At 71.1% G+C, this 22,061-nt stretch carries 25 protein-coding genes and 1 pseudogene; 16 read left to right on the top strand and 10 right to left on the bottom strand.

Annotated elements, in window-relative coordinates; genetic code table 11:
• The first annotated feature begins 16 nt into the window (after window positions 1-16).
• Window positions 17-1,039, top strand: coding sequence for an LLM class flavin-dependent oxidoreductase (locus IEZ24_RS19315; RefSeq protein WP_129456693.1), 1,023 nt, complete (start codon window positions 17-19; stop codon window positions 1,037-1,039).
• On the opposite strand, the gene IEZ24_RS19310 is transcribed toward IEZ24_RS19315, so the two are convergent.
• Both IEZ24_RS19310 and IEZ24_RS19305 read right to left on the bottom strand, forming a co-directional pair.
• Window positions 1,005-1,661 (bottom strand): DUF305 domain-containing protein, encoded by a 657-nt coding sequence (locus tag IEZ24_RS19310; RefSeq protein ID WP_129456692.1) that lies wholly within the window; start codon window positions 1,659-1,661, stop codon window positions 1,005-1,007. The genes IEZ24_RS19315 and IEZ24_RS19310 overlap by 35 nt on opposite strands.
• Before the next feature lie 91 nt (window positions 1,662-1,752).
• Window positions 1,753-1,890: a hypothetical protein gene (locus IEZ24_RS19305; RefSeq protein ID WP_224745575.1), complete on the bottom strand. Its 138-nt coding sequence runs from the start codon at window positions 1,888-1,890 to the stop codon at window positions 1,753-1,755.
• Window positions 1,891-2,023: 133 nt separating this feature from the next.
• On the opposite strand from IEZ24_RS19305, the gene IEZ24_RS19300 reads away from it, so the two are divergent.
• Together IEZ24_RS19300 and IEZ24_RS19295 are read left to right on the top strand one after the other, a co-directional pair.
• Window positions 2,024-2,209: a hypothetical protein gene (locus tag IEZ24_RS19300; RefSeq protein WP_129456691.1), complete on the top strand. Its 186-nt coding sequence runs from the start codon at window positions 2,024-2,026 to the stop codon at window positions 2,207-2,209.
• A gap of 33 nt (window positions 2,210-2,242) precedes the next feature.
• Window positions 2,243-2,902 carry an SDR family oxidoreductase gene (locus tag IEZ24_RS19295; RefSeq protein ID WP_129456690.1) on the top strand — a complete coding sequence of 220 codons (660 nt, stop codon included), beginning with the start codon at window positions 2,243-2,245 and terminating at the stop codon, window positions 2,900-2,902.
• A 7-nt stretch (window positions 2,903-2,909) separates the two neighbouring features.
• On the opposite strand, the gene IEZ24_RS19290 is transcribed toward IEZ24_RS19295, so the two are convergent.
• The 3 genes from IEZ24_RS19290 to paaZ are packed head-to-tail and all read right to left on the bottom strand — an operon-like array spanning window position 2,910 to window position 5,489.
• Window positions 2,910-3,125: a PLDc N-terminal domain-containing protein gene (locus IEZ24_RS19290; protein WP_129456689.1), complete on the bottom strand. Its 216-nt coding sequence runs from the start codon at window positions 3,123-3,125 to the stop codon at window positions 2,910-2,912.
• A 28-nt stretch (window positions 3,126-3,153) separates the two neighbouring features.
• Window positions 3,154-3,453, bottom strand: a complete 300-nt coding sequence (locus tag IEZ24_RS19285; protein WP_129456688.1) for a hypothetical protein — start codon at window positions 3,451-3,453, stop codon at window positions 3,154-3,156.
• 17 nt (window positions 3,454-3,470) lie between these two features.
• A complete protein-coding gene (gene paaZ / locus IEZ24_RS19280; RefSeq protein ID WP_129456687.1) occupies window positions 3,471-5,489 on the bottom strand; it encodes a phenylacetic acid degradation bifunctional protein PaaZ in 2,019 nt (672 codons plus the stop codon).
• A gap of 134 nt (window positions 5,490-5,623) precedes the next feature.
• Here paaZ and paaA point away from each other — a divergent pair, with 134 nt between their 5' ends.
• From paaA to paaI, 6 genes are read left to right on the top strand one after another with little or no spacing between them, the layout of a single operon-like run.
• Window positions 5,624-6,580: a 1,2-phenylacetyl-CoA epoxidase subunit PaaA gene (gene paaA / locus IEZ24_RS19275; RefSeq protein ID WP_129456686.1), complete on the top strand. Its 957-nt coding sequence runs from the start codon at window positions 5,624-5,626 to the stop codon at window positions 6,578-6,580.
• A complete protein-coding gene (gene paaB / locus IEZ24_RS19270) occupies window positions 6,577-6,939 on the top strand; it encodes a 1,2-phenylacetyl-CoA epoxidase subunit PaaB (protein ID WP_129456685.1) in 363 nt (120 codons plus the stop codon). The genes paaA and paaB overlap by 4 nt, the downstream gene beginning before the upstream one ends.
• 14 nt (window positions 6,940-6,953) lie before the next feature.
• Window positions 6,954-7,892 (top strand): 1,2-phenylacetyl-CoA epoxidase subunit PaaC, encoded by a 939-nt coding sequence (gene paaC / locus IEZ24_RS19265; RefSeq protein WP_129456684.1) that lies wholly within the window; start codon window positions 6,954-6,956, stop codon window positions 7,890-7,892.
• 5 nt (window positions 7,893-7,897) lie between these two features.
• On the top strand, window positions 7,898-8,404 hold the full coding sequence (gene paaD, locus IEZ24_RS19260) for a 1,2-phenylacetyl-CoA epoxidase subunit PaaD (RefSeq protein ID WP_129456683.1): 507 nt from the start codon (window positions 7,898-7,900) through the stop codon (window positions 8,402-8,404).
• 4 nt (window positions 8,405-8,408) lie between these two features.
• Window positions 8,409-9,464 (top strand): 1,2-phenylacetyl-CoA epoxidase subunit PaaE, encoded by a 1,056-nt coding sequence (paaE, locus tag IEZ24_RS19255; RefSeq protein ID WP_129456682.1) that lies wholly within the window; start codon window positions 8,409-8,411, stop codon window positions 9,462-9,464.
• Window positions 9,457-9,879, top strand: a complete 423-nt coding sequence (gene paaI, locus IEZ24_RS19250) for a hydroxyphenylacetyl-CoA thioesterase PaaI (RefSeq protein ID WP_129456681.1) — start codon at window positions 9,457-9,459, stop codon at window positions 9,877-9,879. The genes paaE and paaI overlap by 8 nt, the downstream gene beginning before the upstream one ends.
• A gap of 10 nt (window positions 9,880-9,889) precedes the next feature.
• Here the strand turns inward: paaI and IEZ24_RS19245 are convergent, their stop codons facing one another.
• Window positions 9,890-11,014 (bottom strand): acyltransferase family protein, encoded by a 1,125-nt coding sequence (locus tag IEZ24_RS19245; protein WP_129456680.1) that lies wholly within the window; start codon window positions 11,012-11,014, stop codon window positions 9,890-9,892.
• 135 nt (window positions 11,015-11,149) lie between these two features.
• On the opposite strand from IEZ24_RS19245, the gene IEZ24_RS19240 reads away from it, so the two are divergent.
• A complete protein-coding gene (locus IEZ24_RS19240; protein ID WP_129456679.1) occupies window positions 11,150-12,067 on the top strand; it encodes an AMIN-like domain-containing (lipo)protein in 918 nt (305 codons plus the stop codon).
• 30 nt (window positions 12,068-12,097) lie between these two features.
• Here the strand turns inward: IEZ24_RS19240 and IEZ24_RS19235 are convergent, their stop codons facing one another.
• Window positions 12,098-12,691: a TetR/AcrR family transcriptional regulator gene (locus tag IEZ24_RS19235; RefSeq protein WP_129456678.1), complete on the bottom strand. Its 594-nt coding sequence runs from the start codon at window positions 12,689-12,691 to the stop codon at window positions 12,098-12,100.
• Between IEZ24_RS19235 and paaK the strand changes: the two genes are divergently transcribed.
• From paaK to IEZ24_RS19210, 5 genes are all read left to right on the top strand, one after another.
• A complete protein-coding gene (gene paaK / locus IEZ24_RS19230) occupies window positions 12,690-14,045 on the top strand; it encodes a phenylacetate--CoA ligase PaaK (RefSeq protein ID WP_207206919.1) in 1,356 nt (451 codons plus the stop codon). The genes IEZ24_RS19235 and paaK overlap by 2 nt on opposite strands.
• Window positions 14,046-14,247: 202 nt before the next feature.
• A complete protein-coding gene (locus IEZ24_RS19225; protein ID WP_129456677.1) occupies window positions 14,248-16,362 on the top strand; it encodes a DEAD/DEAH box helicase in 2,115 nt (704 codons plus the stop codon).
• A 52-nt stretch (window positions 16,363-16,414) separates the two neighbouring features.
• On the top strand, window positions 16,415-16,885 hold the full coding sequence (locus IEZ24_RS19220; RefSeq protein WP_129456676.1) for a DUF5709 domain-containing protein: 471 nt from the start codon (window positions 16,415-16,417) through the stop codon (window positions 16,883-16,885).
• A gap of 250 nt (window positions 16,886-17,135) precedes the next feature.
• A complete protein-coding gene (locus IEZ24_RS19215) occupies window positions 17,136-18,380 on the top strand; it encodes an HNH endonuclease signature motif containing protein (protein ID WP_129456675.1) in 1,245 nt (414 codons plus the stop codon).
• Window positions 18,381-18,679: 299 nt separating this feature from the next.
• Window positions 18,680-19,462, top strand: coding sequence for an alpha/beta fold hydrolase (locus IEZ24_RS19210; RefSeq protein WP_129456674.1), 783 nt, complete (start codon window positions 18,680-18,682; stop codon window positions 19,460-19,462).
• A 136-nt stretch (window positions 19,463-19,598) separates the two neighbouring features.
• On the opposite strand, the gene IEZ24_RS19205 is transcribed toward IEZ24_RS19210, so the two are convergent.
• Both IEZ24_RS19205 and IEZ24_RS19200 read right to left on the bottom strand, forming a co-directional pair.
• Window positions 19,599-20,138 carry an endonuclease domain-containing protein gene (locus IEZ24_RS19205; protein ID WP_129456673.1) on the bottom strand — a complete coding sequence of 180 codons (540 nt, stop codon included), beginning with the start codon at window positions 20,136-20,138 and terminating at the stop codon, window positions 19,599-19,601.
• 262 nt (window positions 20,139-20,400) lie between these two features.
• Window positions 20,401-20,871: a hypothetical protein gene (locus IEZ24_RS19200; protein ID WP_129456672.1), complete on the bottom strand. Its 471-nt coding sequence runs from the start codon at window positions 20,869-20,871 to the stop codon at window positions 20,401-20,403.
• Window positions 20,872-21,015: 144 nt separating this feature from the next.
• Here IEZ24_RS19200 and IEZ24_RS22580 point away from each other — a divergent pair.
• Window positions 21,016-21,907, top strand: a pseudogene (locus IEZ24_RS22580) (YihY/virulence factor BrkB family protein).
• Here IEZ24_RS22580 and IEZ24_RS19190 read toward each other — a convergent pair.
• Window positions 21,860-22,061: integrase core domain-containing protein (locus IEZ24_RS19190; protein WP_191192884.1), on the bottom strand; the 202-nt coding region annotated here is incomplete at its 5' end. The pseudogene IEZ24_RS22580 and the gene IEZ24_RS19190 sit on opposite strands and share 48 nt — an antisense overlap.

Raw genomic sequence — 22,061 nt, 5'->3', positions numbered from 1 at the left:
GAGCGTTGAACCAGTCATGAAGAAGATCGGGTTCCTCAACTTCGGCCACTGGACCGACTCGCCGCACTCGCAGGTGCGCTCGGCGTCGGACACCCTGCTCCAGTCGATCGACCTCGCCGTCGCGGCGGAGGAGCTCGGCGCGGACGGGGCGTACTTCCGCGTCCACCACTTCGCCCGCCAGCTCGCGTCGCCGTTCCCGCTGCTCGCCGCCGTCGGCGCGCGCACCAGCCGGATCGAGATCGGCACCGGCGTGATCGACATGCGCTACGAGAACCCGCTCTACATGGCCGAGGACGCCGGATCGGCTGACCTGATCGCCGGCGGTCGCCTGCAGCTCGGCATCAGCCGGGGATCACCGGAGCAGGTCGTCGACGGGTGGCGCTACTTCGGGTACGCCCCGGCCGAGGGCGAGGACCAGGCCGGTATGGCCCGGCGGCACACCGAGGTCTTCCTCCAGGTGCTCGAGGGCGAGGGGTTCGCCCAGCCCAACCCGCGCCCGATGTTCCCCAACCCGCCCGGCCTGCTGCGCATCGAGCCGCACTCCGAGGGCCTGCGCGAGCGCATCTGGTGGGGTGCCGCCTCCGACGCGACCGCACGCTGGGCGGCGGAGAAGGGCATGCACCTGATGAGCTCGACGCTGAAGGCCGACGAGACCGGCGAGCCCTTCCACGTCCAGCAGCGCAAGCAGATCGAGGTCTTCCGCGAGGCGTGGAAGGAGGCCGGCCACGAGGGCGAGCCGCGCGTGTCGGTGAGCCGGTCGATCATGCCGATCACCACCGACATGGACCGGGCCTACTTCGGCCACGAGGGCTCGAGCCAGGACCAGTTCGGCCAGATCGAGGCGGACCTGCGCGCGGTCTTCGGCCGCACGTACGCCGCGGAGCCGGAGATCCTGGTCAAGGAGCTGGCGGACGACGAGGCGATCGCCGCCGCCGACACCCTGCTCCTGACGGTGCCCAACCAGCTGGGGGTGGACTACAACTCCCACATCCTGGAGTCGGTGCTCACCGACGTGGCGCCGGACGTCGGGTGGCGCTGACGGGCATCCCCCACCCTGCGTCGAACCAGTCGCGCAACCAGCGCCGCATCATCGCGATCTCGCGGCTCTGCTCGTCGCGGATGTCCTCGGCCAGACGGTCGACGGCCGCGTGGTCGGCGAGGTCGCGCATGAGCAGCTGTTGCGACATCATCACCGCTGCCATGTGGTGGCCGATCATGTCTGTCAGGAAGGTCTCGTCGAGCTCGTCGCCGGAGAGGTCGTCGAGGTCCCGCATCATCGGGTCGTAGTCGACCTCGTCGGGCCGGTCGGCGTACCACTCGTCCAGCCAGTCCTGCATCTGCTCGACCTGGGCCGACTGGCTCTCGATGATCCGGGTCCCGAAGTCCCTCATCTCGGAGCGGTCCGAGCGGGCCAGCTCGCCGGCGGCGTCGATCGCCTCCTCGTGGTGGGCGATCATCTCGACGAGGAACCCGTGCTCGCTGTCCACCGAGGCGTGCGACATGTGCCCCATGAACCCCGTCGGTCCGGGCGGTCCGGCGCGCCCCATGTGCTGGCCGGGCCACCACGAGCCGTCGTCCTGGCCTGCCATGACGGCGGCGGTCGTGGCGCTGCCGAGCGCAAGGGCAGCCACCGCCAGTCCTGCTGCTGCACGTCGTCGCATGGCCGTTCAACTCCTCCACCCCAAGCCTGCGCGGGGGACGGGCGGGGTGACAGGGCCGAGCGGCCCCCGATCGCCCGGCGAACGGCCCCGGTCAGGGCGCGGCAGCGCGCAGCTTGTCGAGCAGCGGTCCGGCCGCCTCGGCGAGGAACCGGTCCTGGCCCTCGTCGCCGACCTGCACGAGCGCCACGTCGGTGAACCCGGCCTCCCAGTAGGCCGAGACCGCGTCCACGACCTTGTCCGGGTGGCCGGGCGGGACCGTCCACCACCCGACGAGGTGAGCCGCGCTTGGACCGCGCTGGTTGTGTCGGGGGTGAGTGACGACCAGCCGGACACCCACACCCGCCTACCACCAGGAGAAGCCCATGAGCGGCAAGGACGACAGCGAGGGACAGGTCTCGGAGCTGGCCCAGGACGCACCCGAGCCGATCAGCTCCGGCGACTCCGTGGCGGGTCAGCCCAGCGAGGAGTCCGGTGACGTCGACGAGGGCGCTCAGGGTCCCAATGCGATCCCCGACGACCCGACGGGGGAGCACCCGCACAAGCCCTGACCGCCGTCCGGCTCCTGCGGTAGAACAGTCGCCATGAGGAAGCCAGTGATCGTCGTGGTGGGTGCCGGGCCGGGTGTGAGCGGGTCGGTGGCGCGCCGCTTCGCCGACGAGGGCTACGACGTCGCGCTGCTCGGCCAGGACCAGGACGTCCTCGACGACCTCACCGCCGACCTCGAGGGCCGCGGGGCGACGGTCGGCCACGCCGTCGCGGACGTCACCGACGAGCAGGCCGCACGCGACGCCGTGCGCCGCTTCGGGGAGCACACCGGCCGGATCGACGTGCTGCACTTCAACCCGAGCGCGTTCCGGGAGAAGGACCCGCTCACGCTCGCCGTCGGCGAGCTGCTCGAGGACGTCGCCCTGGGCGTGGGAGCGCTGCTGACCGTCGTGCAGGCCGCGCGTCCCTTCATGTCGGCCGGCGGGCGGGTGAGCGTCACGGGCAGCATGGCCGCCGACGAGCCGTGGGAGGGCGCGGCGTCGCTCGGCGTGCAGAAGGCAGGGGTGCGCAACCTCGTGCACAGCCTCGACAAGACGCTCGCCCGCGACGGCATCCGTGCCGTCTCGGTCACGGTCCGCGGGACCCTGTCCCGCGAGGGTGCGTTCACGCCGGACCGGGTGGCCGAGGCCGTCTGGGCTGCGGTCACGAGGGACGACGACGGATGGACCAGCGAGGTTCCCTACCGAGGACAGTGACGGGGCGTCAGCGCTTGCGGCCCCACACCAGGTAGGCGATCGGCCCGAGCGGCTGCACCGACAGTGCCGGCCCCCACAGCAGCTTGGGTCCGCGGACCAGCTCGGCCGGACGCTGCCGGAGGTCCTTCACGCACCAGGCGGTGAGCGCGACCTCCGCGATCCCGGTCACGACCACGATCTTCTTCTGCGTCGGGGTCATGTCGCCCCAGGACTTCTTCGCCATGGCTCGAACCTACCGGGCGAGCGGTGCGTCAGGCGCCGCGGAACCCGTTGAGCAGGAACCAGAAGACGATCACGCCGACGAACGCCGCCAGGAGTCCCCACCATGCCCCGGTCAGCGCGCGCCTGCCGGTGGTCGCGCCCTCGCGGGCCATCCCCGGCAGCCCGATCGTCACAGCCGCGCCGACGGCCGCCATCGCGAGCAGCTGGACCGGGACTATCCAGTTCTCGGTGCCGGGGTCGTCGAGGACGTACGCCGCCGCCGGCAGGCTGAGCATGCCGAGGACGAGGAGGACGACGATCCCGACGACGCGCTGTGCTGACCGGCTCACAGGCGTCACGCTAGTGCTCAGGCCTCCTTGGCCACCAGCGTCAGCACGTCGTACGTCGCGACGGGCTCGTCGTCGGCGTTGGTGACCAGCGCGTCCCAGCGCACCTCGCCGTAGTCGGCCGACGAGCGCGGCGTGATCTGCTTGACGGTGAGCATCACCCGGATCGAGTCGCCGGCCTTGACCGGCGTGAGGAAGCGCAGGTTGTCGACGCCGAAGTTGGCGAGCACCGGGCCGGGCGCCGGGTCCACGAAGAGGCCGGCGGCCATCGAGACGATGAGGTAGCCGTGGGCCACGATCCCGCCGAAGAGCGGGTTCTGCGCGGCGGCCTCGGGGTCGGTGTGGGCATAGAAGGTGTCGCCGGTGAACTCCGAGAAGTGGTCGATGTCCTCCAGCGAGATCACCCGCGGCTCGGACTCGATCGTGTCGCCGATCCTGAGCGTCGCCAGCGAGTGGCGGAACGGGTGCTCGGGCGTCACCGTGCGCCGCGACCCGCGCGTCCAGCGGCCGGTGATCGCGGTGAGCATGTCGGGGGAGGCCTGGATCGCCGAGCGCTGCATGTGGTGCAGCACCCCGCGTACGCCGCCGAGCTCCTCGCCGCCGCCGGCACGGCCGGGGCCGCCGTGGACCAGCATCGGCAGGGGAGAGCCGTGGCCGGTGGACTCGGGGGCGTCGTCGCGGTCGAGGACGAGGATGCGGCCGTGCCAGGGCGCCAGGCCGAGCACGAGGGTGCGAGCCACCTCGGGGTCGTGGGTGATGACCGAGCCGGCGAGCGAGCCCTTGCCGCGCGCCGCGAGGGTCACCGCCTCCTCGAGCGAGTCGTACGTCATCACGGTGGAGACCGGGCCGAAGGGCTCCACGTCGTGCGGCTCGACCGCACCGGCGCGGGCGCGCAGCAGCACCGGCGACATGAAGGCGCCGCGCTCGGCGTCGCCGTCGACCTCGCCCTCGTCGAGCACCACGTCGCAGGACGAGCGGAGCGCCTCGACCGCCTTGCGGACCTCCTCGCGCTGCGCCAGCGAGGCCAGCGGACCCATCCGGACCGACTCGTCGTCGGGGTTGCCGACGGTGATGGACGAGAGCTTGGCCGCGATGGCGTCGGTCATCTCGTCGGCCACGGCCGAGGGCACGATGACGCGGCGGATGGCGGTGCACTTCTGGCCCGCCTTGGCGGTCATCTCGGTGACCACGCCCTTGACGAAGAGGTCCCACTCCGGGTCTCCTGCGGCGACGTCGGGTCCGAGCACGGAGCAGTTGAGCGAGTCGGCCTCGACCTGGAGCCGTACGCCGCCGTGCAGCACCGACGGGTGCTGGCGCAGGATGCCGGCGGTGTGCGCGGAGCCGGTGAACGCCACCGAGTCCTGCACCCCGAGGTGGTCGAGCAGGTCGCCCGCCGAGCCGGACAGCAGCTGCAGCGAGCCCTCGGGGAGGATGCGCGACTCGATGATCCGGCGCACCACGAGCTCGGTGAGGTAGGCCGTCTGGCTGGCCGGCTTCACGATCGAGGGGAGGCCGGCGATGAAGGCCGGCGCGAGCTTCTCGAGCATGCCCCAGACGGGGAAGTTGAAGGCGTTGATCTGGACGGCGACACCGGGGCGCGAGGTGTGGACGTGCTGGCCGAGGAAGACGCCGGTGCGGCCGAGCTGCTCGAGGTCGCCGTCGCAGACGACGTGGTCGTTGGGGAGCTCGCGGCGACCCTTGGACGAATAGCTGAAGACGGTGCCGAAGCCGCCGTCGATGTCGATCATCGAGTCGCGCCGGGTGGCGCCGGTGGCCAGTGACAGCGCGTAGAACTCGTCCTTGAGGCCGGTGAGGTGGGTGGCCAGCTCCTTGAGCAGCAGCGCCCTCTCGTGGAAGGTCAGCTCGCGGATCGCTGGGCCGCCGACCGTACGGGCGTGGTGGGCCATCGCGCCGAGGTCGAGGCCGGCGCTGGAGATCCGCGCCACCTCCTCGCCCGTGGCCGCGTCCAGCAGCGGGTGGCCCTCGGTGGACGCGGTGTGCCAGCGGCCGGCGGCGTAGCTCTCGAGCAGACGGGTCACGAGGGTCTCCAGGGGTTCGGCAGTGGCGGGACGGTGGGCGGATCGAGGTTTGCGTGGCAGGGTGACGGGTGCCACACTAATAGCAGACCGATCGGTCAGTAAATGTGGTCGAAGACCCACGCAGCGGAGGACGGATGACCCTCACCGAGACCGCGCCCGGAGCGTCCGAGACGGACCTGGAGCGCCAGTTCGAGGCGACGATCGCGCGCAACGACCGGATCGAGCCGCGCGACTGGATGCCGGAGGGCTATCGCAAGACGCTGATCCGCCAGATCGCGCAGCACGCCCACAGCGAGATCATCGGCATGCAACCGGAGGGCAACTGGATCTCCCGCGCGCCGAGCCTGCGCCGCAAGGCGATCCTGCTGGCCAAGGTGCAGGACGAGGCCGGCCACGGGCTCTACCTCTACTCCGCGGCCGAGACCCTCGGCGTCTCCCGGCTCGAGCTCACCGAGCTGCTGCTCGCCGGGCGGCAGAAGTACTCCTCGATCTTCAACTACCCGACGCTGTCGTACGCCGACGTCGGCACGATCGGCTGGCTGGTCGACGGTGCCGCGATCTGCAACCAGGTCCCGCTGTGCCGCACCTCCTACGGCCCCTACGGCCGCGCGATGATCCGGGTCTGCAAGGAGGAGTCCTTCCACCAGCGCCAGGGCTACGAGCTGCTGGCCACGATGATGCGCGGCACCGACGAGCAGCGCGCGATGGTGCAGGAGTCGGTCGACCGGTTCTGGTGGCCGGCGCTGATGATGTTCGGCCCGCCCGACGCCGACTCGCCCAACACGGCGCAGTCCATGGCGTGGGGGATCAAGCGCAACACCAACGACGAGCTGCGCCAGAAGTTCGTCGACATGTCCGTCCCGCAGGCCGAGGCGCTCGGCGTGACGCTGCCCGACCCCGAGCTGCGGTGGAACGAGGAGCGTGGCCACCACGACTTCGGCCAGCCCGACTGGGAGGAGTTCATGGAGGGCGTCAAGGGCAACGGGCCCTGCAACGCGCAGCGGATGGCCCACCGCCGCCGCGCCCACGAGGAGGGTGCGTGGGTCCGCGAGGCCGCGACCGCGTACGCACGGAAGCAGGCGTCGGCATGAGCAACCTCTCCGCCGAGGGCGGCCACGGGGCGGTGCCCCTGGAGGGCGTGCCGACCGGGGTCGACGTCCCGGCCCCCGAGCCCGAGTGGCCCCTCTACGAGGTCTTCGTCCGCGGCAAGCGCGGGCTCAACCACGTCCACGTCGGCTCGCTGCACGCGGCCGACGACCGGATGGCGCTGCTCCACGCCCGCGACGTCTACACCCGGCGCAACGAGGGCGTGAGCATCTGGGTGGTGCGCGCCGACGCCATCACCGCGTCGAGCCCCGACGAGAAGGACCCCATGTTCGCCCCGAGCGGCGACAAGGTCTACCGCCACCCGACGTTCTACGACATCCCCGACAACGTCCCCCACATGTGATCCCACCCCACGACATGAGCGAGCACATCCACACCTCACCCGAGGACGAGCACGACAGCGCCTACAGCGGCCTGCTCGTCAACGACGCCCACTGGGCCTTCGGCACCGACTTCGAGGACCCGCTCGCGGGCGTCGACACCACGATCCCCGACGGCGTCGACGCGCCCGCGCTCGCGGCGTACGCCCTGATGCTCGGTGACGACGCGCTGGTCATGTCGCACCGGATCGCGGAGTGGACCAGCAACGCCCCGGACCTCGAGGACGACATCGCGCTGTCCAACATCGCGCTCGACCTGCTCGGCCAGGCGCGGCTGCTGCTGGCCCGTGCCGCCAAGGCCGACGCGTCGGTCGTGCCCGCGCTGCCCGAAGGCTCGCCGGCACCGCCCGAGGACGCGCTCGCGTTCTTCCGCGAGGCCCACGAGTTCCGCAACGTCCGCCTGGCCGAGCTCGTCAACGGCGACTTCGCCGAGGCGACCGTGCGGGTGCTGCTCTTCTCGACGTGGCGGCTCGCGACCTTCGAGCGCCTCCGCACCAGTCGCGACCACGTCCTCGCCGCCGTCGCGGCCAAGGGCGTCAAGGAGCTGGCCTACCACCGCGACTACTCGGCGCGCTGGTTCGTCACGCTCGCGCAGGGGACCGACGAGTCACGCCGTCGGCTGGTCGCGGCCCTCGACGCGCTGTGGCCGCTGTGGCCCGAGCTGTTCGACACCCACGCCGTCGAGGCGGCAGCCGCGGCCGCGGGGGTCGGGGTCGACCCGGCCACGGTCCGCGAGGCCGCCGAGGGCGTGCTCGACCAGGTGCTCGGCGCCGCCGACGTGCCCCGCCCCGAGGTCGCCCGCCGCGCCGGCGTGCTCGGCCGTACGGGCCGCGACGGCATGCACGGCGAACCGCTGGGCCGGATGCTCGCAGAGATGCAGTCGGTGGCCCGCGCCCACCCGAGGGGGCAGTGGTGAGGTTGATGAGTCGTACGACGACCGAGCGCGCCCGCCGCACGGCGGAGCGCGTCACCGACCCCGAGCTCCCGATGCTGACGCTGGCCGACCTCGGCGTGCTCCGCGACGTCGAGGTGGTCGGCGACGGGCACGTGGTCGTGGAGATCACCCCGACCTACTCGGGTTGCCCTGCGATGGCCGCGATGCGCGACGACCTGGTCCGCGAGCTCGAGGGCGCCGGCTTCGACGAGGTCGAGGTGCGGATCAGCCTCCACCCGGCCTGGACGACCGACTGGATCACGCCCGCCGGGCGAGCGGCCCTCGCGGCCGCCGGGATCTCCCCACCGGGACCGGCCCCGTCCACCTCCGGGCCGATCCCGCTGACGCTGCTCCCCACCGCACGGCAGGTCCGGTGCCCGCAGTGCGACTCGAGCGCCACCGAGCTGGTCTCGGAGTTCGGGTCGACCGCCTGCAAGGCGCAGTACCGCTGCACGTCCTGCCTCGAGCCGTTCGACCACGTCAAGGAGATCTAGGGCAGTGGCCACGAACTTCCACGAGCTGACCGTCCGCGACATCGAGCCGCTCACCGACGACTCGGTGGCGGTCGCCTTCGACGTGCCCGACGACCTGCGGCAGCTGTTCGACTTCGAGCCGGGGGAGTCGCTCACCCTGCGCCGGGTCGTCGACGGCGTCGAGCACCGCCGGACCTACTCCATCTGCGCCCCGGCCGGCTCCGCGCCGCGCATCGGGGTCCGCGAGATCCCGGGCGGCGAGTTCTCGTCCTGGTTGGTGCACCAGGTCCGGCCGGGGGAGCGGATCGAGGTCGCCGAGCCCTCGGGCAGCTTCCGTGCCGACCCCGCCCAGCCGGGTCGCCACCTCTGCATCGCGGCCGGCTCGGGCATCACGCCGATGCTGTCCATCGCGGCGTCGGTGCTGGGCAACCCCGACAGCACCGTGACCATGCTCTACGGCAACCGGGAGACCACCTCGGTGATGTTCGCCGAGGAGCTCAGCGACCTCAAGAACCTGCACGGCCCGCGCTTCGACCTGGTGCACGTGCTCTCGCGCGAGCCCCGCGACGTCGAGCTGTTCTCCGGCCGGCTCGATGCCGACCGGTTGCGTCGTCTGCTGCCCATCAAGGTCCCGCTCGCGGCCGTCGACCACGTGTGGCTGTGCGGACCCCTCGGACTCGTCCAGGACGCCCGCGCGGTGCTCGCCGAGCTCGGCGTACCGGCGGAGAAGGTCCACTTCGAGCTCTTCTTCGTCGACGAGCCGCCGCCGGTGCTGCGTCACGCCGACCGGGTCGTCGAGGGCGTGACCAGCGACGTCACCGTCGTCCTCGACGGGCGTACGACCACCACGCCCATGTCGCGCGACGCGACCCTGCTCGACTCGGCGCAGGCCGTGCGCAGCGACCTGCCCTTCGCCTGCAAGGGCGGTGTCTGCGGCACCTGCCGCGCGAAGGTCGTCGACGGCGAGGTCGAGATGGTGCGCAACTACGCCCTCGCGCCGGACGAGGTCGAGCAGCAGTTCGTGCTGACCTGCCAGTCCTTCCCGGTGAGCGACTCGGTCACGGTCGACTTCGATGCCTGAGGCAGCCCGGGCGATGTGGGCCGCCGACGCCGCCAGCGCGATGCTAGGCATGGAGCTCGTCGAGGTCGGCCCCGGCCGCGCGCGGGTGTCGATGGTCGTGCGTCCCGACATGGTCAACGGCCACGACCTGTGCCACGGCGGGCTCATCGCCAGCCTCGCCGACTCCGCCTTCGCGCTGGCCTGCAACTCGCACGGCCCGGTCACCGTCGCGGCGGGCTTCGCGGTTGACTTCCTGGTCCCGGGCCGCCTCGGCCAGACGCTGTACGCCGACGCGCGCGAGGTCTCCCTGCGCGGGCGGTCGGGGGTCTACGACGTCACGGTCCGGGCGGACGACCCCGGGACGGGGGAGGTCGTCGCGGAGTTCCGCGGGCGGAGCCGCTCGCTCGCCACGGCGGCCCCCGCCGATCCAGCCTGACCCGGACCCCTCACAGGATCCGCGCCGCGCCCGGCACCCGGCTGACCAGCAGCCATGCCGCCCCGAAGGAGCCGGCGACGGCGGCGAGGGCCACGACGAGCGCCTTGACCTCGGCCGGGAGTGCCGCCGGGCGCAGCGCCACAGCCACCCCCAGGAGGAAGACGGCCTGGAGCATGAAGGCCCCGTAGGCGCTGCGGCGCAGCTGCTCGCCCCACGGGAGGCTGCGCTCGAGCCTGCGTCGGGCCGAGTCGAGCAGCCACACCGACCCGAAGACGACGAGCGGCGCCTCGATGCACGCGAACGCGACCGCAGCCCAGTGCCGGCCGCCGAGCATGTCATCGACGGCGCCCCGCGACCCGGTGACGTAGAGCAGCACGGTCATGGCGACGACACCGGTCGCGGTGACCGCGCGGCTGACGCGCACCAGGTCGTCCGGCACCGAGCGGGTCCAACCGTGCGGGGCGGCACGGACGCCCAGCGCGAAGACGGCGATGCACGCCGGCCACTGCCAGAAGTTGAGGTCCGTGGGCCCGCTCTCCCCGCCGTAGGGGTAGACCAGCCGGACGGCGAACGACGACGGCGCGACGACCAAGGTGCTCACGACCAGGGTGCGGGTGGTGGGTGGTCGCGATGGCCGCCCTTGCGGTCGGCGCAGCCGCCGCCACGCGGCGTAGGCGAGTGAGTAGACCAGCAGCACCCCCACGAACCACAGCGGGCCGGTGTCGACCTGGCGCCCCGCACCGAGGTACTCCTGCCGGAACGACCCCGTGGCGTTGCCGTACGGGTGCGCCACGGCGTAGACGAGTGCGGGCTGGACGACGAAGACGTAGAGCGCGAAGGGCACACCGAGCCGGAGCAGCCGGTCGACGACGAACTGCCTTCCGCCCTTGCGGTCGTGGGAGCCAGGGGTCAGCAGGCCCGCGACCAGGAAGAGCAGCGCGATCAGGAAGAACCCGAAGGGGCTGAGCACGACGAGCAGCACCATCTCCACCACCGGGTGCAGCGTCACCTCGCGGAGCCCGGAGTAGGTCCACGCCTCCACGATGCCGACGTAGCCGAGGAACGCGTGCAGGACGATGATGAGCGCGATCAGGACGACCTTGAGGTTGTCGAGGTAGAGCAGTCGGGCCCTCATCCCTCATCCTGCGACCGGCGAGATCGCGGCAGGTAGTGGAGGAGGACCCGGTCCAGGGGTCATAGGTCCCTACCCACGGCGCGTCCGAGCCCCTAGCGTCGAACCGAGTGCTCCGGTCGGTCGGGAGGTGGGGTCGTGAGGGTCCCGAGGAAGCTGTTGTCGTTGCTGTCGCTCGCACTGGTCCCGGCGCTGGTGCCGGCCCTGGTCACGTCGCCAGGTGCGGGGGCCATGGAGCCGGTCGTCTCCGCCGCACCACCGACACCCGTGCTGGTCGCCGTACGCGCGGCGCACCGCGGTCAGTGGGACCGGGTGGTGTTCGAGTTCGAGGGCGGCCTGCCGGCCGACCGCCGCGTCGAGTACGTCGACCGGCTGTTCGCCGACGGCTCCGGCCGGCGCGTCCGCGTCGCCGGGCAGGCCATCCTCCGGGTGCGCTTCGAGCCCGCCCAGGCGCACACCGACGACGGGTCGCCCACCGCGGCCCCGCGCCGCGTCGCCTTCCCCCTGCCCAACGTCCTCACGGCCGTGCGGGCAGGCGACTTCGAGGCCGTCACGACGTACGGCCTCGGGCTGGCGAAGCGGACCCGGGTGCGCGTGACGACGCTGCAGGCGCCGCCCCGCGTCGTGGTCGAGGTGCGAGCAGGCTTCCCGACCGTGCAGCGCCGGGTCTGGTTCTTCCACCGCGACCGGTTCGTCGAGAACCGGGAGCCGTTCTTCGTCCCGGTCCGGCGCCTCGTACGCCCCGCTGCTCCTGCGGCCGGCGTGCTGGACCGTCTCTTCGCCGGCCCGCTGCCGGGTGAGCGCGAGCGTGGCCTGCGCCTGCTCCGTTCCGGAGCTACCGGCTACGACGACCTCACGATCGCGGGAGGCGTCGCCGACGTCAGGCTCACCGGCCGGTGCCGCAGCGGCGGCTCGACGGTGACGGTAGCGGGCGAGGTCCTGCCCGCGCTCCACCAGTTCGCCACGGTGGACCGCGTCGTGCTGCGCGACCCGACGGGAGCCACGCTCGACCCTGACGGCCCCGGTGACTCGACGCCGGAGTGCCTCGAGCCCTGAGCCTGCTCGTCGACGGGCCGGTGGGACGACTCACCCGTGCCGCATCAGCCCGTCGAAGGCCAGGGTCGTGACGGTGTCGGCGAGGGCCTCCGCGTCGCTGTCGTCACGCAGCCACTCGGTCATCGAGTTCACGGTGCCGAAGAGGAGCCGGCTGGCCAGCAGCGGGTCGACGTCCGCGCGGATGGCGCCGGCCTCGGCGGCCTCGCGCACCATCTCGGCCAGTCGGTGGTCGATGTCGCGGCGGCGGGCCAGGGCCTTCTGCTCGGCCGGGGTGTTGCCGCGCACGCGCAGCAGCAGCGTCACGGCCGGCAGGTGCTCGGTGAGCACGACGACACTGCTGCGCACGGCCGCCCGCAGCCGCTGCTCCGGGGAGTAGGACGGGTCGGCGCGCACCGTGTCGAGCGCGGCCGTGAGCTTGCCCAGCGCCTCGTCGAGGGCCAGCTCGAGGAGGTGCTCCTTGCTGGTCACGTGGTGGTAGATGGCCGACTTCGTCAGCCCGAGCTCGCGGGCGAGGTCACCCATGCTGGTGGCGTCGTAGCCTTGCCGGTTGAAGAGGTCGATCGCGACACGCAGCACGCTCTCCTGGTCGTGGCCCGGCCGGCCCCGACGTACGCGCTCTGACATGGATGAACGTTCTCACGACCCGCTCCACGATCCGGAGGACCACACCGTGCTCGACCTCTCTCCTCGGCCCGGCGACCTGGACCCGATCGAGACCGCACCGGTCGAGGACCTGCGTGCGTTGCAGCTCCAGCGGCTCCAGTGGTCCGTGCGGCACGCGTACGACAACGTCGCCCACTACCGCCGGGTCCTCGACGAGGCCGGGGTCGCACCCGGGGACATCACCGCCCTCGACGACCTCGCGAGGCTGCCGTTCACGACCAAGGCGACGCTGCGCGACAACTACCCGTTCGGGATGTTCGCCGTGCCGCGCGACGAGGTCGTACGGCTCCATGCGTCGAGCGGCACGACCGGCAAGCCGACGGTGGTCGGCTACACCCGCGACGACCTCGACATGTGGGCCGACGTGGTCGCTCGCTCGATCCGCGCCGCCGGCGGGCGGCGGGGGATGGTGCTGCACAACGCGTACGGCTACGGGCTCTTCACCGGCGGGCTCGGCGCGCACGCCGGAGCGGAGCGCCTCGGCTGCACCGTCGTGCCCGTCTCCGGTGGGATGACGCAGCGGCAGGTGCAGCTCATCCTCGACTTCGAGCCCGACGTGATCATGGTGACGCCGTCCTACATGCTCTCGATCATCGACGAGCTCGAGGCGCAGGGCGTCGATCCGCGCTCGACCTCGCTCAAGGTCGGCATCTTCGGCGCCGAGCCGTGGACCAACGACATGCGTCGCGAGATGGAGGAGCGCACCGACATGCACGCGGTCGACATCTACGGGCTGTCCGAGGTGATCGGGCCGGGCGTCGCGAGCGAGTGCGTCGAGACCAAGGACGGCCTGCACGTCTGGGAGGACCACTTCTACCCCGAGGTCATCGACCCGGTGACCGGCGAGGTGCTGCCCGACGGCGAGGAGGGCGAGCTGGTCCTCACCACGCTGACCAAGCAGGCCATGCCCGTCCTCCGCTACCGCACCCGCGACCTGACCCGGCTGCTGCCGGGCACCGCGCGCAGCATGCGACGGATGGAGAAGATCACCGGCCGAACCGACGACATGATCATCCTGCGCGGGGTCAACCTCTTCCCGACCCAGATCGAGGAGATCGTCCTGCAGCTCCCGACGCTGTCTCCGCACTTCCAGTGCCACCTCGACCGCAGCGGGAACCTCGACTCGCTCACGGTCCGCGTCGAGCGGCGCGACGCGACGACCGACGCCGAGGCGGCCGCCGCGCAGGCCGAGCTGGCGCGCAGGATCAAGGCCTCCATCGGTGTCACCGTCGGGGTCGAGGTCGTCGACGTCGCCTCGATCGAGCGGTCCGTCGGCAAGATGCGCCGGGTCGTGGACCACCGTCCGGCGCGCTGACAGGCGGATATTTACCGCCAACGGTCGGTCGAGGGCTAGAGTGGACGCAGCGTTCCAGACGCCGTGCCGCTGTGATCACCCCAGATCCGCCGGCCACCGCGCACCTGACGCCCGCTCCACACCTCCACGCCGTGGCGTTCCGGGCCCGAGCCGACAGTGGCTCGCCGGCTCCACGACGCGTACCCAAGTCCGGGAGGACCCCTTGGCCCAGCGCCAGCGCCAGCGCGGCGGACGCCGCACCCCTGCTCACGCCCGCCACAAGGACAACGAGGGCATCGTCCCCGTCCTGGCCCGTGCCGTGCGTGAGCTCGAGTCCGCCGTGCAGCGCGGGCCGCTCGCACCCGGCCAGCGGGTGCGCTTCCAGGTGGTGGCGCTGCTGGTGCGCGAGCACCGCAGCGACGTACGCGCCTCCGCGGAGCTCACCGACGCGCAGAAGGCCGACGAGCTCAAGCGCCTCGACGGCATCGCGACGATCCTCGCCAAGACCGCCACGCGCGACCCCTCGCTCTTCGGCCTGCTGTCGGAGGAGGCCGTCGTCACCGACAGCGCCCGCGACCTGCGGCTCGAGATGCTCCGCAAGGCCGGCGTCGAGGTCGTCCCCGACGAGCCCAAGCCCGATGACGAGGCCGGTCCCGGCCTCGGCGAGCGCCGCGTGATCCCGCAGTCGGTCGTGCAGCACCAGCTCGCCAACCCGTTCCTCGTGCCCGACTTCGAGATCGGCCGCGAGAAGCGGTCGGTCCACGGCCGGCTCAGCACCTGGGAGCTGCTCGGCCCGCTGTTCCGCTCCTTCGAGCTCGGCGGCGCCTCGTCGTGCATGGAGCTGCCGGAGGCCACCTCGCTCAACGCGCCCGGCAAGCTCGAGCTGATGCCGCACCAGGCGCGGATGATCGCCGCGGCCGCCGAGGGGCACCGCACCTTCCTCCTCGCCGACGAGCCGGGCCTCGGCAAGACCGCCCAGGCGCTGCTGGCCGCGCAGGCGGCGAACGCCTACCCGCTGCTCGTCGTGTGCCCCAACGTCGTCAAGACCAACTGGGCCCGCGAGACCGAGCGCTGGACCCCGCGTCGCCGCGCCACGGTGATCCACGGCGACGGTGACGAGGTCGACGCCTTCGCCGACGTCATCATCGTCAACTACGAGATCCTCGACCGCCACGTCGGCTGGCTCGGGACCTTCGGCTTCCGCGGCATGGTCGTCGACGAGGCCCACTTCATCAAGAACAAGACCTCCCAGCGCTCGCGCCACGTGCTCGAGCTGTCGGAGAAGCTGCGCGCGCGCACGGCACGACCGCTGCTGATGGCGCTGACCGGCACGCCCCTCATCAACGACATCGAGGACTTCCGCGCGATCTGGCAGTTCCTCGGCTGGATCGACGACAACAAGCCGCTCGCGCGGCTGATGGAGACGCTGGAGGAGACCGACCTGACCCCGGCCGACCACTCCTTCTACCCCGCCGCGCGCAAGGCGGTCATCGACATGGGCATCGTGCGCCGGCGCAAGGTCGACGTTGCCGAGGACATCCCCGCCCGCCGCATCGCCGACATCCCGGTCGAGCTCGACGACGAGGACACCCGCTCGATCCGCGCGGCCGAGGAGGACCTCGCCCGCCGGCTCGTCCAGCGCTACAAGGCCGCGCTCGAGGCGCGGCGTACGGGCTCCGTCGTCGACGGCATCGACCACGAGCTCGTACGCCGGGTGGCGACGTGGGAGCGCGAGGAGATGGACTCCGGCACCGGCGGTGAGAACGTCTTCTCGATGTTCCGCCGCATCGGCCGCGCCAAGGCCGGCCTGGCGGCCGACTACGCCGCGCAGCTCGCCCGCAACGTCGGCAAGGTCGTGTTCTTCGCCCGCCACGTCGACGTCATGGACATCGCCGAGGACACCTTCACCCGCCGCGGTCTCAAGCACACCTCGATCCGCGGCGACCAGACGCCCAAGGCGCGGGAGAGGGCCATCGAGGCCTTCGTCAACGACCCGGACGTCCAGGTCATCGTCTGCTCGCTGGCCGCGGCCGGCGTCGGCGTGAACCTCCAGGTCGCGTCCAACGTCGTGCTGTCGGAGCTCTCGTGGACCGACGCCGAGCAGACGCAGGCGATCGACCGCGTGCACCGCATCGGCCAGAGCGACCCGGTCACCGCGTGGCGCATCATCGCCGCTCAGACCATCGACACGCGGATCGCCGAGCTGATCGACTCCAAGGCCGGCCTCGCCGCCCGGGCGCTCGACGGCTCGGACGAGGAGGTCTCGTCCTCGGCCAACATCCAGACCGAGGCCCTGGTCGCGCTGCTCACCGACGCGCTGGAGCGCGAGCTCGGCTGACACACCCGTTCGGCCCTTGTCCGCGCCTCGTCGGTCCGGTACGCCTGTAGGCATGAGTGAGGACCGCGAGATCTACGGCGACATGTCCATCGACGACGAGGACCAGCTCCAGCCGGGAGACACGCTGGACGACGGAGACCTCGAGGACGTCCTGGACCGGGGGTACTCACCACCGGACCGGGCGCCCAAGGGCTACGACGACTACCCCACCGAGGCCGAGCGCCGCCAGGGCGAGTCCCTCGACGAGAAGCTCGCCGAGGAGGAGCCCGACATCGACCCCTACGCCGAGGTCGACGAGGTCGAGGACCACGAGGACGAGAACGCCCTCGACGAGCAGCTCGGGCTCGACGAGGCCGACGAGCGCACCGGCCGGCTCGTCGCCCCCGATGGTGGCGTCGGGGAGGACGTCGACAAGCAGGAGGTCGCGCTCGACGTCGGCATCGACGGCGCCGGTGCGTCCGCGGAGGAGGCGGCCATGCACATCACCCGCGAGCCCGAGCCGCCGGAGGGCGACGAGCTGTAGCCGGGCGGGAGGTTGCGAGCATATTCGAACACGTGTACGATTGCGTGTAGCACGCCGATCCGGAACGGATCTCGTCTGAGGCGACGAGGATCCCGGGGTCGGGACAGTCATCCATAGAACCCGTCCTGGTGCTGGCGGGGTGCCGTTGGTGCGGCTCTCGGGTGGCGACCGTGGCGAATGGGCCGGCACGTCTCACCGCACCACCCCGGAACAGGGTGGGCGTCCGTGACGTGCTCGAGGAGATGGCCCAGTGCACCAGCCCCACCCCCAGTCCCACCCGATCGTGGCGTGTGCGGCGGTCCTCGACGGGGCGCTGAAGGACGTGGCGGCGGTGGAGCCGGGGTTCATGTCGGTGGGCGACAAGCAGGCCGCGCTGACGGCGCTGGCGGCTGTACGCTCCCAGCTCGACGCGCTGAGCGCGCGGGTGCTGGCGGCCGCGGGTGACGTGGCCGAGGCGCACGGGTTGCGCGATGCGGCGGCGTGGGTGGCGGTCCAGACCCGGGCCACGCAGCGCGAGGCACGCCGCGACCTCGCGCTGGGGCGGGCGCTGGAGGAGCACCCGTGGGTCGCGTCGGCGTTGACGTCGGGTGGGCTGCGCACGGAGCAGGCGCGGGTGATCGCCGAGGCGGTGGACGCGCTGCCCTCGCACGTCGACGCGGACACGCGGGAGGCGGCGGAGTCGGTGCTGCTGGGGTTGGCCGGTAAGCACGATGCCCGGGACCTGAAGCAGATCGGCAAGCGGATCCTCGACGTGGTCGCGCCGCAGGTGGGGGAGTCCCACGAGGCGGCGGCACTGCAGGCGGAGGAGCGCCGCGCCGCAGCGACGGTCGAGCTGACCATGAGCGACGACGGGGAGGGCCGCTGCCGTGGCAGCTTCGTCGTGCCCTCCCACATCGCCAAGATGCTCCGGCGTCACCTCCTCGCCCTGGCCAACCCGGCCCGTCACACCGAGGCCGAGCTGCGCGAGGAGTCCGGCGACTTCAAGCCGCTGCGCCGGCGGATGGGGGAGGCGTTCGTGGAGTACGTCGAGCGCTACCCCAGCGATGCCACGCCGCACACCGCGGGCGCCAACGCCACCGTGGTGGTGACCATGACCCTCACCGAGCTGCTGGCCGAGCACGCCACGGCACTGCTCGACGACGGCACGCGGATGTCCGCGGGGCAGGCGCGCCGGCTCGCGTGCGAGGCCGGGATCATCCCCGTCGTCCTCGGCGCCGACTCCCAGCCCCTCGACCTGGGACGCACCCGACGGCTGTTCACCAAGGCCCAGCGCATCGCGCTGGGCCTGCGTGACGGCGGCTGCACCGCCACGGGGTGTGAGACCTCGGCATCGGGCTGCCACGCCCACCACGACCACCCCTGGTCCCGCGGGGGACTCACCGACCTGACCAACGCCCGGCTGCTGTGCCCCCGCCACCACCGCCTCGCCCACGACTCCCAGTACGCGATGACCGTCCACGCCGACAACAAGGTCACCTACGCCCGACGGACGTAGGCCGCGGGTGGAGCCGTGCGTGGCCGTACGGATCGAAGATGGCAGTGACGCTCGGTCGGAGACCCGAGCTGACGGCTCGCGGGTGGGGCACTTCTGCCTGCCCCGAACCGCCGCTTGTCGGCGTGGGCCAAACAGCCGATGCAGCCCGGTCTGCATGGACCGGCGAGTCAGGGCGCTCAGCGCCGGTCGCCTTCAAACGTCCGGATCTAGCAGCGGTGGAGGTGTGGATGAGTGTGTTTCGTTGCGGATCGGCTTGCGGTGGCGATGCACAGATTTCCGCGTGGGCTAGCGTTTAAGAAATGACGTTGAACCATGCGCGCCGCGGAAGCGGCAGGCCGTTGTTGCTCGTGCACGGTCTGGGCGCTGGATGGCGATCCTGGTCCCCGATCATCGACGAGCTGGCCGAGAGCCGTGAGGTCATCGCCGTCGACCTGCCGGGTTTCGGCGAGTCGCCTCCTTTGACCGGCGAGGTCTCGATCGCCACCCTGACCGACTCCGTCGCAGAATTCATCCGCGAACAGGGTCTGGACGGGGTGTCGACGGTCGGTCAGTCGATGGGTGGCCGAATGGTGCTTGAGCTCGCACGGCGAGGCGTCGGCGGCGACACCGTGGCGTTGGACCCGGGTGGTTTCTGGAGCGACCGCGAGGTCGCCGTCTTCGGGGCCACGCTTCGGCCATCGATCGCCTTGGTCCGGGCGCTGCGAGGCACGCTGCCAGCACTGCTGGGCAACCCCGTGGGAAGGACGCTGCTGTTGGCGCAGTTGTCGGCGCGGCCCTGGGAACTCTCGCGCGAGACCGTGCTGCCGGATGTGCGCGGGCTGGCTGAGTCCCCGTCGACTGGCGCGGCCTTGGACGCCCTGACCAAGGGGCCCAAGCAGCAGGGTGCGCCGGCCGGCACTGTGCCCGGCCGGGTCACGATCGGCTGGGGCCGTCGTGACCTGGTGACCGTGCCGAGGCAGGCCGCACGTGCGACGGAACTGTTTCCGGACGCGGTGCTGCACTGGTTCGAGCGGTGTGGCCACTTTCCACAATGGGACGCACCACATGAGGCGACCCGATTGATCCTTGACAGCACCAGTTGAGGTCGGTCGCGCTGCCCGGCCGACGAGGGCGCTTGTCGCCCTAGCCGGATCGTCATTCGGAACGGGTCGATCTGCGTCTTAACGCCGCGTGCCAGCGCCATCGGTCGCTGGGCCTGGGACGCGGGTCGGACTGCAGTCAGAGTGGAGGGAGTCGCCGCCAGGTCCTGCGAGATCGTCGAACAGGTGGCCCTACAGGATTGAGCAGGTGCGCGATAGCGCGCTCGAGCCACTCGACGCTGTCGGCAACACCCCCGAGCTTGGAATTGCAGCCGGCACAGACCAGTCCACGGAATCGGTTGGTCTTGTGGTCGTGGTCAAGCACGAGCGGCAGATCCCGTCGGCAGATCCGGCAAAGTCCGCCGATGTCGCGCCGATGGGCTTCGAGGAAGGCCTCGTCGATTCCATACTTCCTCAGCTTCGCCGGCAGGCCCCAGTACAACGCGTACCGAGTCGGGTCGTTCGCCTTGATCCAGTGATACCGGGCGTTGTGTCGGCGCCGAAGCTCGGGGTTAGCGGCCAGGCGCTCCCGCCGCCGGGCGCTGTAGCAGGCAATGCACACGGTGCGGCGGCGTCGGTACGGGGTGCCATCGCTGCGCCGCCGCTTCTCGGTATAGAAGCTGGAGATGGGCTTCTCCTCGAGGCATCTGGTGCACGTCTTGGACTGATCGTCGGACATCGCGTTGACTTTCTCTCGCGCGAACTGACCCTCGAGAAGCCGTGACCCCGGAGCAAGATGAACGGGTCTCCTCGAAGACCCGGTCGCTCAAACGGGTGGTTCTCTAGTTGTCGTGATGCCGCCACAGCTTTCGCGCCGACGACGAGTCATGTCAACAGGACATCGTTCAACGGAGCGCGTCTTTCCGCCGCGATAGCTCCATGGCACCGTTACAGTGCCGGCCGATCCGGTGGCGCCGAGTTCGGGCTGCGGCCGCCTCTGCTTATGAGCGCGCTCCGGCCGCTTCGCACACGGCTGCTTGCCCGAGGATGCGAGTCGCGTCGAAGGAGCTCTTCGCCTTCGAGAGGTTGTCCGCCAAGCTGTTTATCTTGGACGCGTTGGCTGCGCTGGTGCCCGTCCGTTCAATCACGTACGTGGCCGCGTCCTTGCCGTCCTCTACGGCCATGGCGTCAACGTAGTCACAGGTGGCGTTGATGACCTCCCATCGTTCTGGGCTCGGTAGGTCGTCGGCGGGTTGGGCGATGGAGCGGGCTTCTCGAGCGACGTCGTCAGAGGCAGGGAGGGGTGCGCTGGGAAGGTCTGGTGGAACCCAACGAGACTCGGTGAGTTCGTCGACGTTTCTAGCCTCGTTCCGGAGCACGCGAAGAAGGTCGTCCCCGCTCTGTCGGGCAGGGCCGCACCCGGAAAGAAGTGCGGTCACCACTGTCGTGGCGGCCAGCGTGACTCGGGTCATCGACTTGCTCCGATACTTCGTTGACGGGATGTCGCGGTTAGTACCGTTCACGGTGAACCTGTTCTTTGGGTCTGGCCATACCCAACTGCGATCAAGTGGCTGCGCTACCTCTACCCGTGACCGCCGGTACGACCGTCGCCTGTGATGTCCGCCCTCTGTGCGCTGAGCATCGACACCCGCGTCGGCGGGCGAAAAGATGGACCGGTGACGCGGAGCTCAAAGGAACGTACGAGCGCCCGGGGGGACGATGCTGTCGCCCCTGGGCAGCTGTCGGCCCAGGGCTGGAGCGAGCTCGTGCGACGCGCCGCGAAGCACGTGGTGGGGGCGCGTCTTCACTTCCTCAGCGCCGGTGTAGCGTTCTTCGCCGTCCTGTCGGTCGCCCCCGTGCTGGTGACCGCGCTCTCGGTCTACGGCGCCCTCAACACGCCGGCCCAGGCGCGCAACCAGCTAGCCCGGGTTGCGGAGGTGCTCCCGCCGCAGGTGGAGCTGCTGGTCACCGACCAGCTGACCACCATCACGACCGCCTCGACGGAGGTGCTGACGGTGCGTGGCCTCGTCGGGCTCGCGCTTGCGTTGTGGACTGCCACGACAGCCGCGGTGGCCTTGATCGACGCACTGAACGTCGCCTACCACGAGACCGAGACCAGGGGCTTCGCGCGACGGACCCTGCTGGGGTCTGCTGTTCGTCCTCGGCGGTGCATTGCTGCTGGGTGCCGCCATCGCCATCGGCGGCGTCGTCTCACGGGCCGTCGAGGAGTCACCGGACACCGTGGGGTCCGTGTTGGCGATGGCTGTCTGGCCGGCGCTGGCGCTGCTGATGACCACGATGCTGGCCGTCCTCTACAGGTTCGCCCCTGACCGCAAGAACCCGCAGTGGCGTTGGACTACGTGGGGTGCCGCAGGCGCCACCCTGCTCTGGGCAGCCACCACCGCCGCGCTGTTCACCTACGTGCAGCACCTCGGCACCTACGGGACCACCTACGGCTCGCTAGCTGTACTGATCGGTGAGGTTGGTCAACCTGGTGATGGGTGTTGACCCGCCGATTGCGGTGTGGGGCCGGTGGTGGTTGTACTCGTGGAGCCATGCTGGCAGAGCTGCCCGGCGCGCTGATTCGGAGTTGTAGAACTTCTTGAATGCCCAGCCGTCGGCCATGGTGCGGTGGAAGCGTTCGATCTTGCCGTTGGTCTGG

Origin of the sequence: Nocardioides ganghwensis (assembly GCF_014779655.1) — a bacterium.
Taxonomy (GTDB): domain Bacteria; phylum Actinomycetota; class Actinomycetes; order Propionibacteriales; family Nocardioidaceae; genus Nocardioides; species Nocardioides ganghwensis.
The sequence above is the reverse complement of the archived record's forward strand: the minus strand, read 5'-3'. Positions and strand labels throughout refer to the sequence as shown.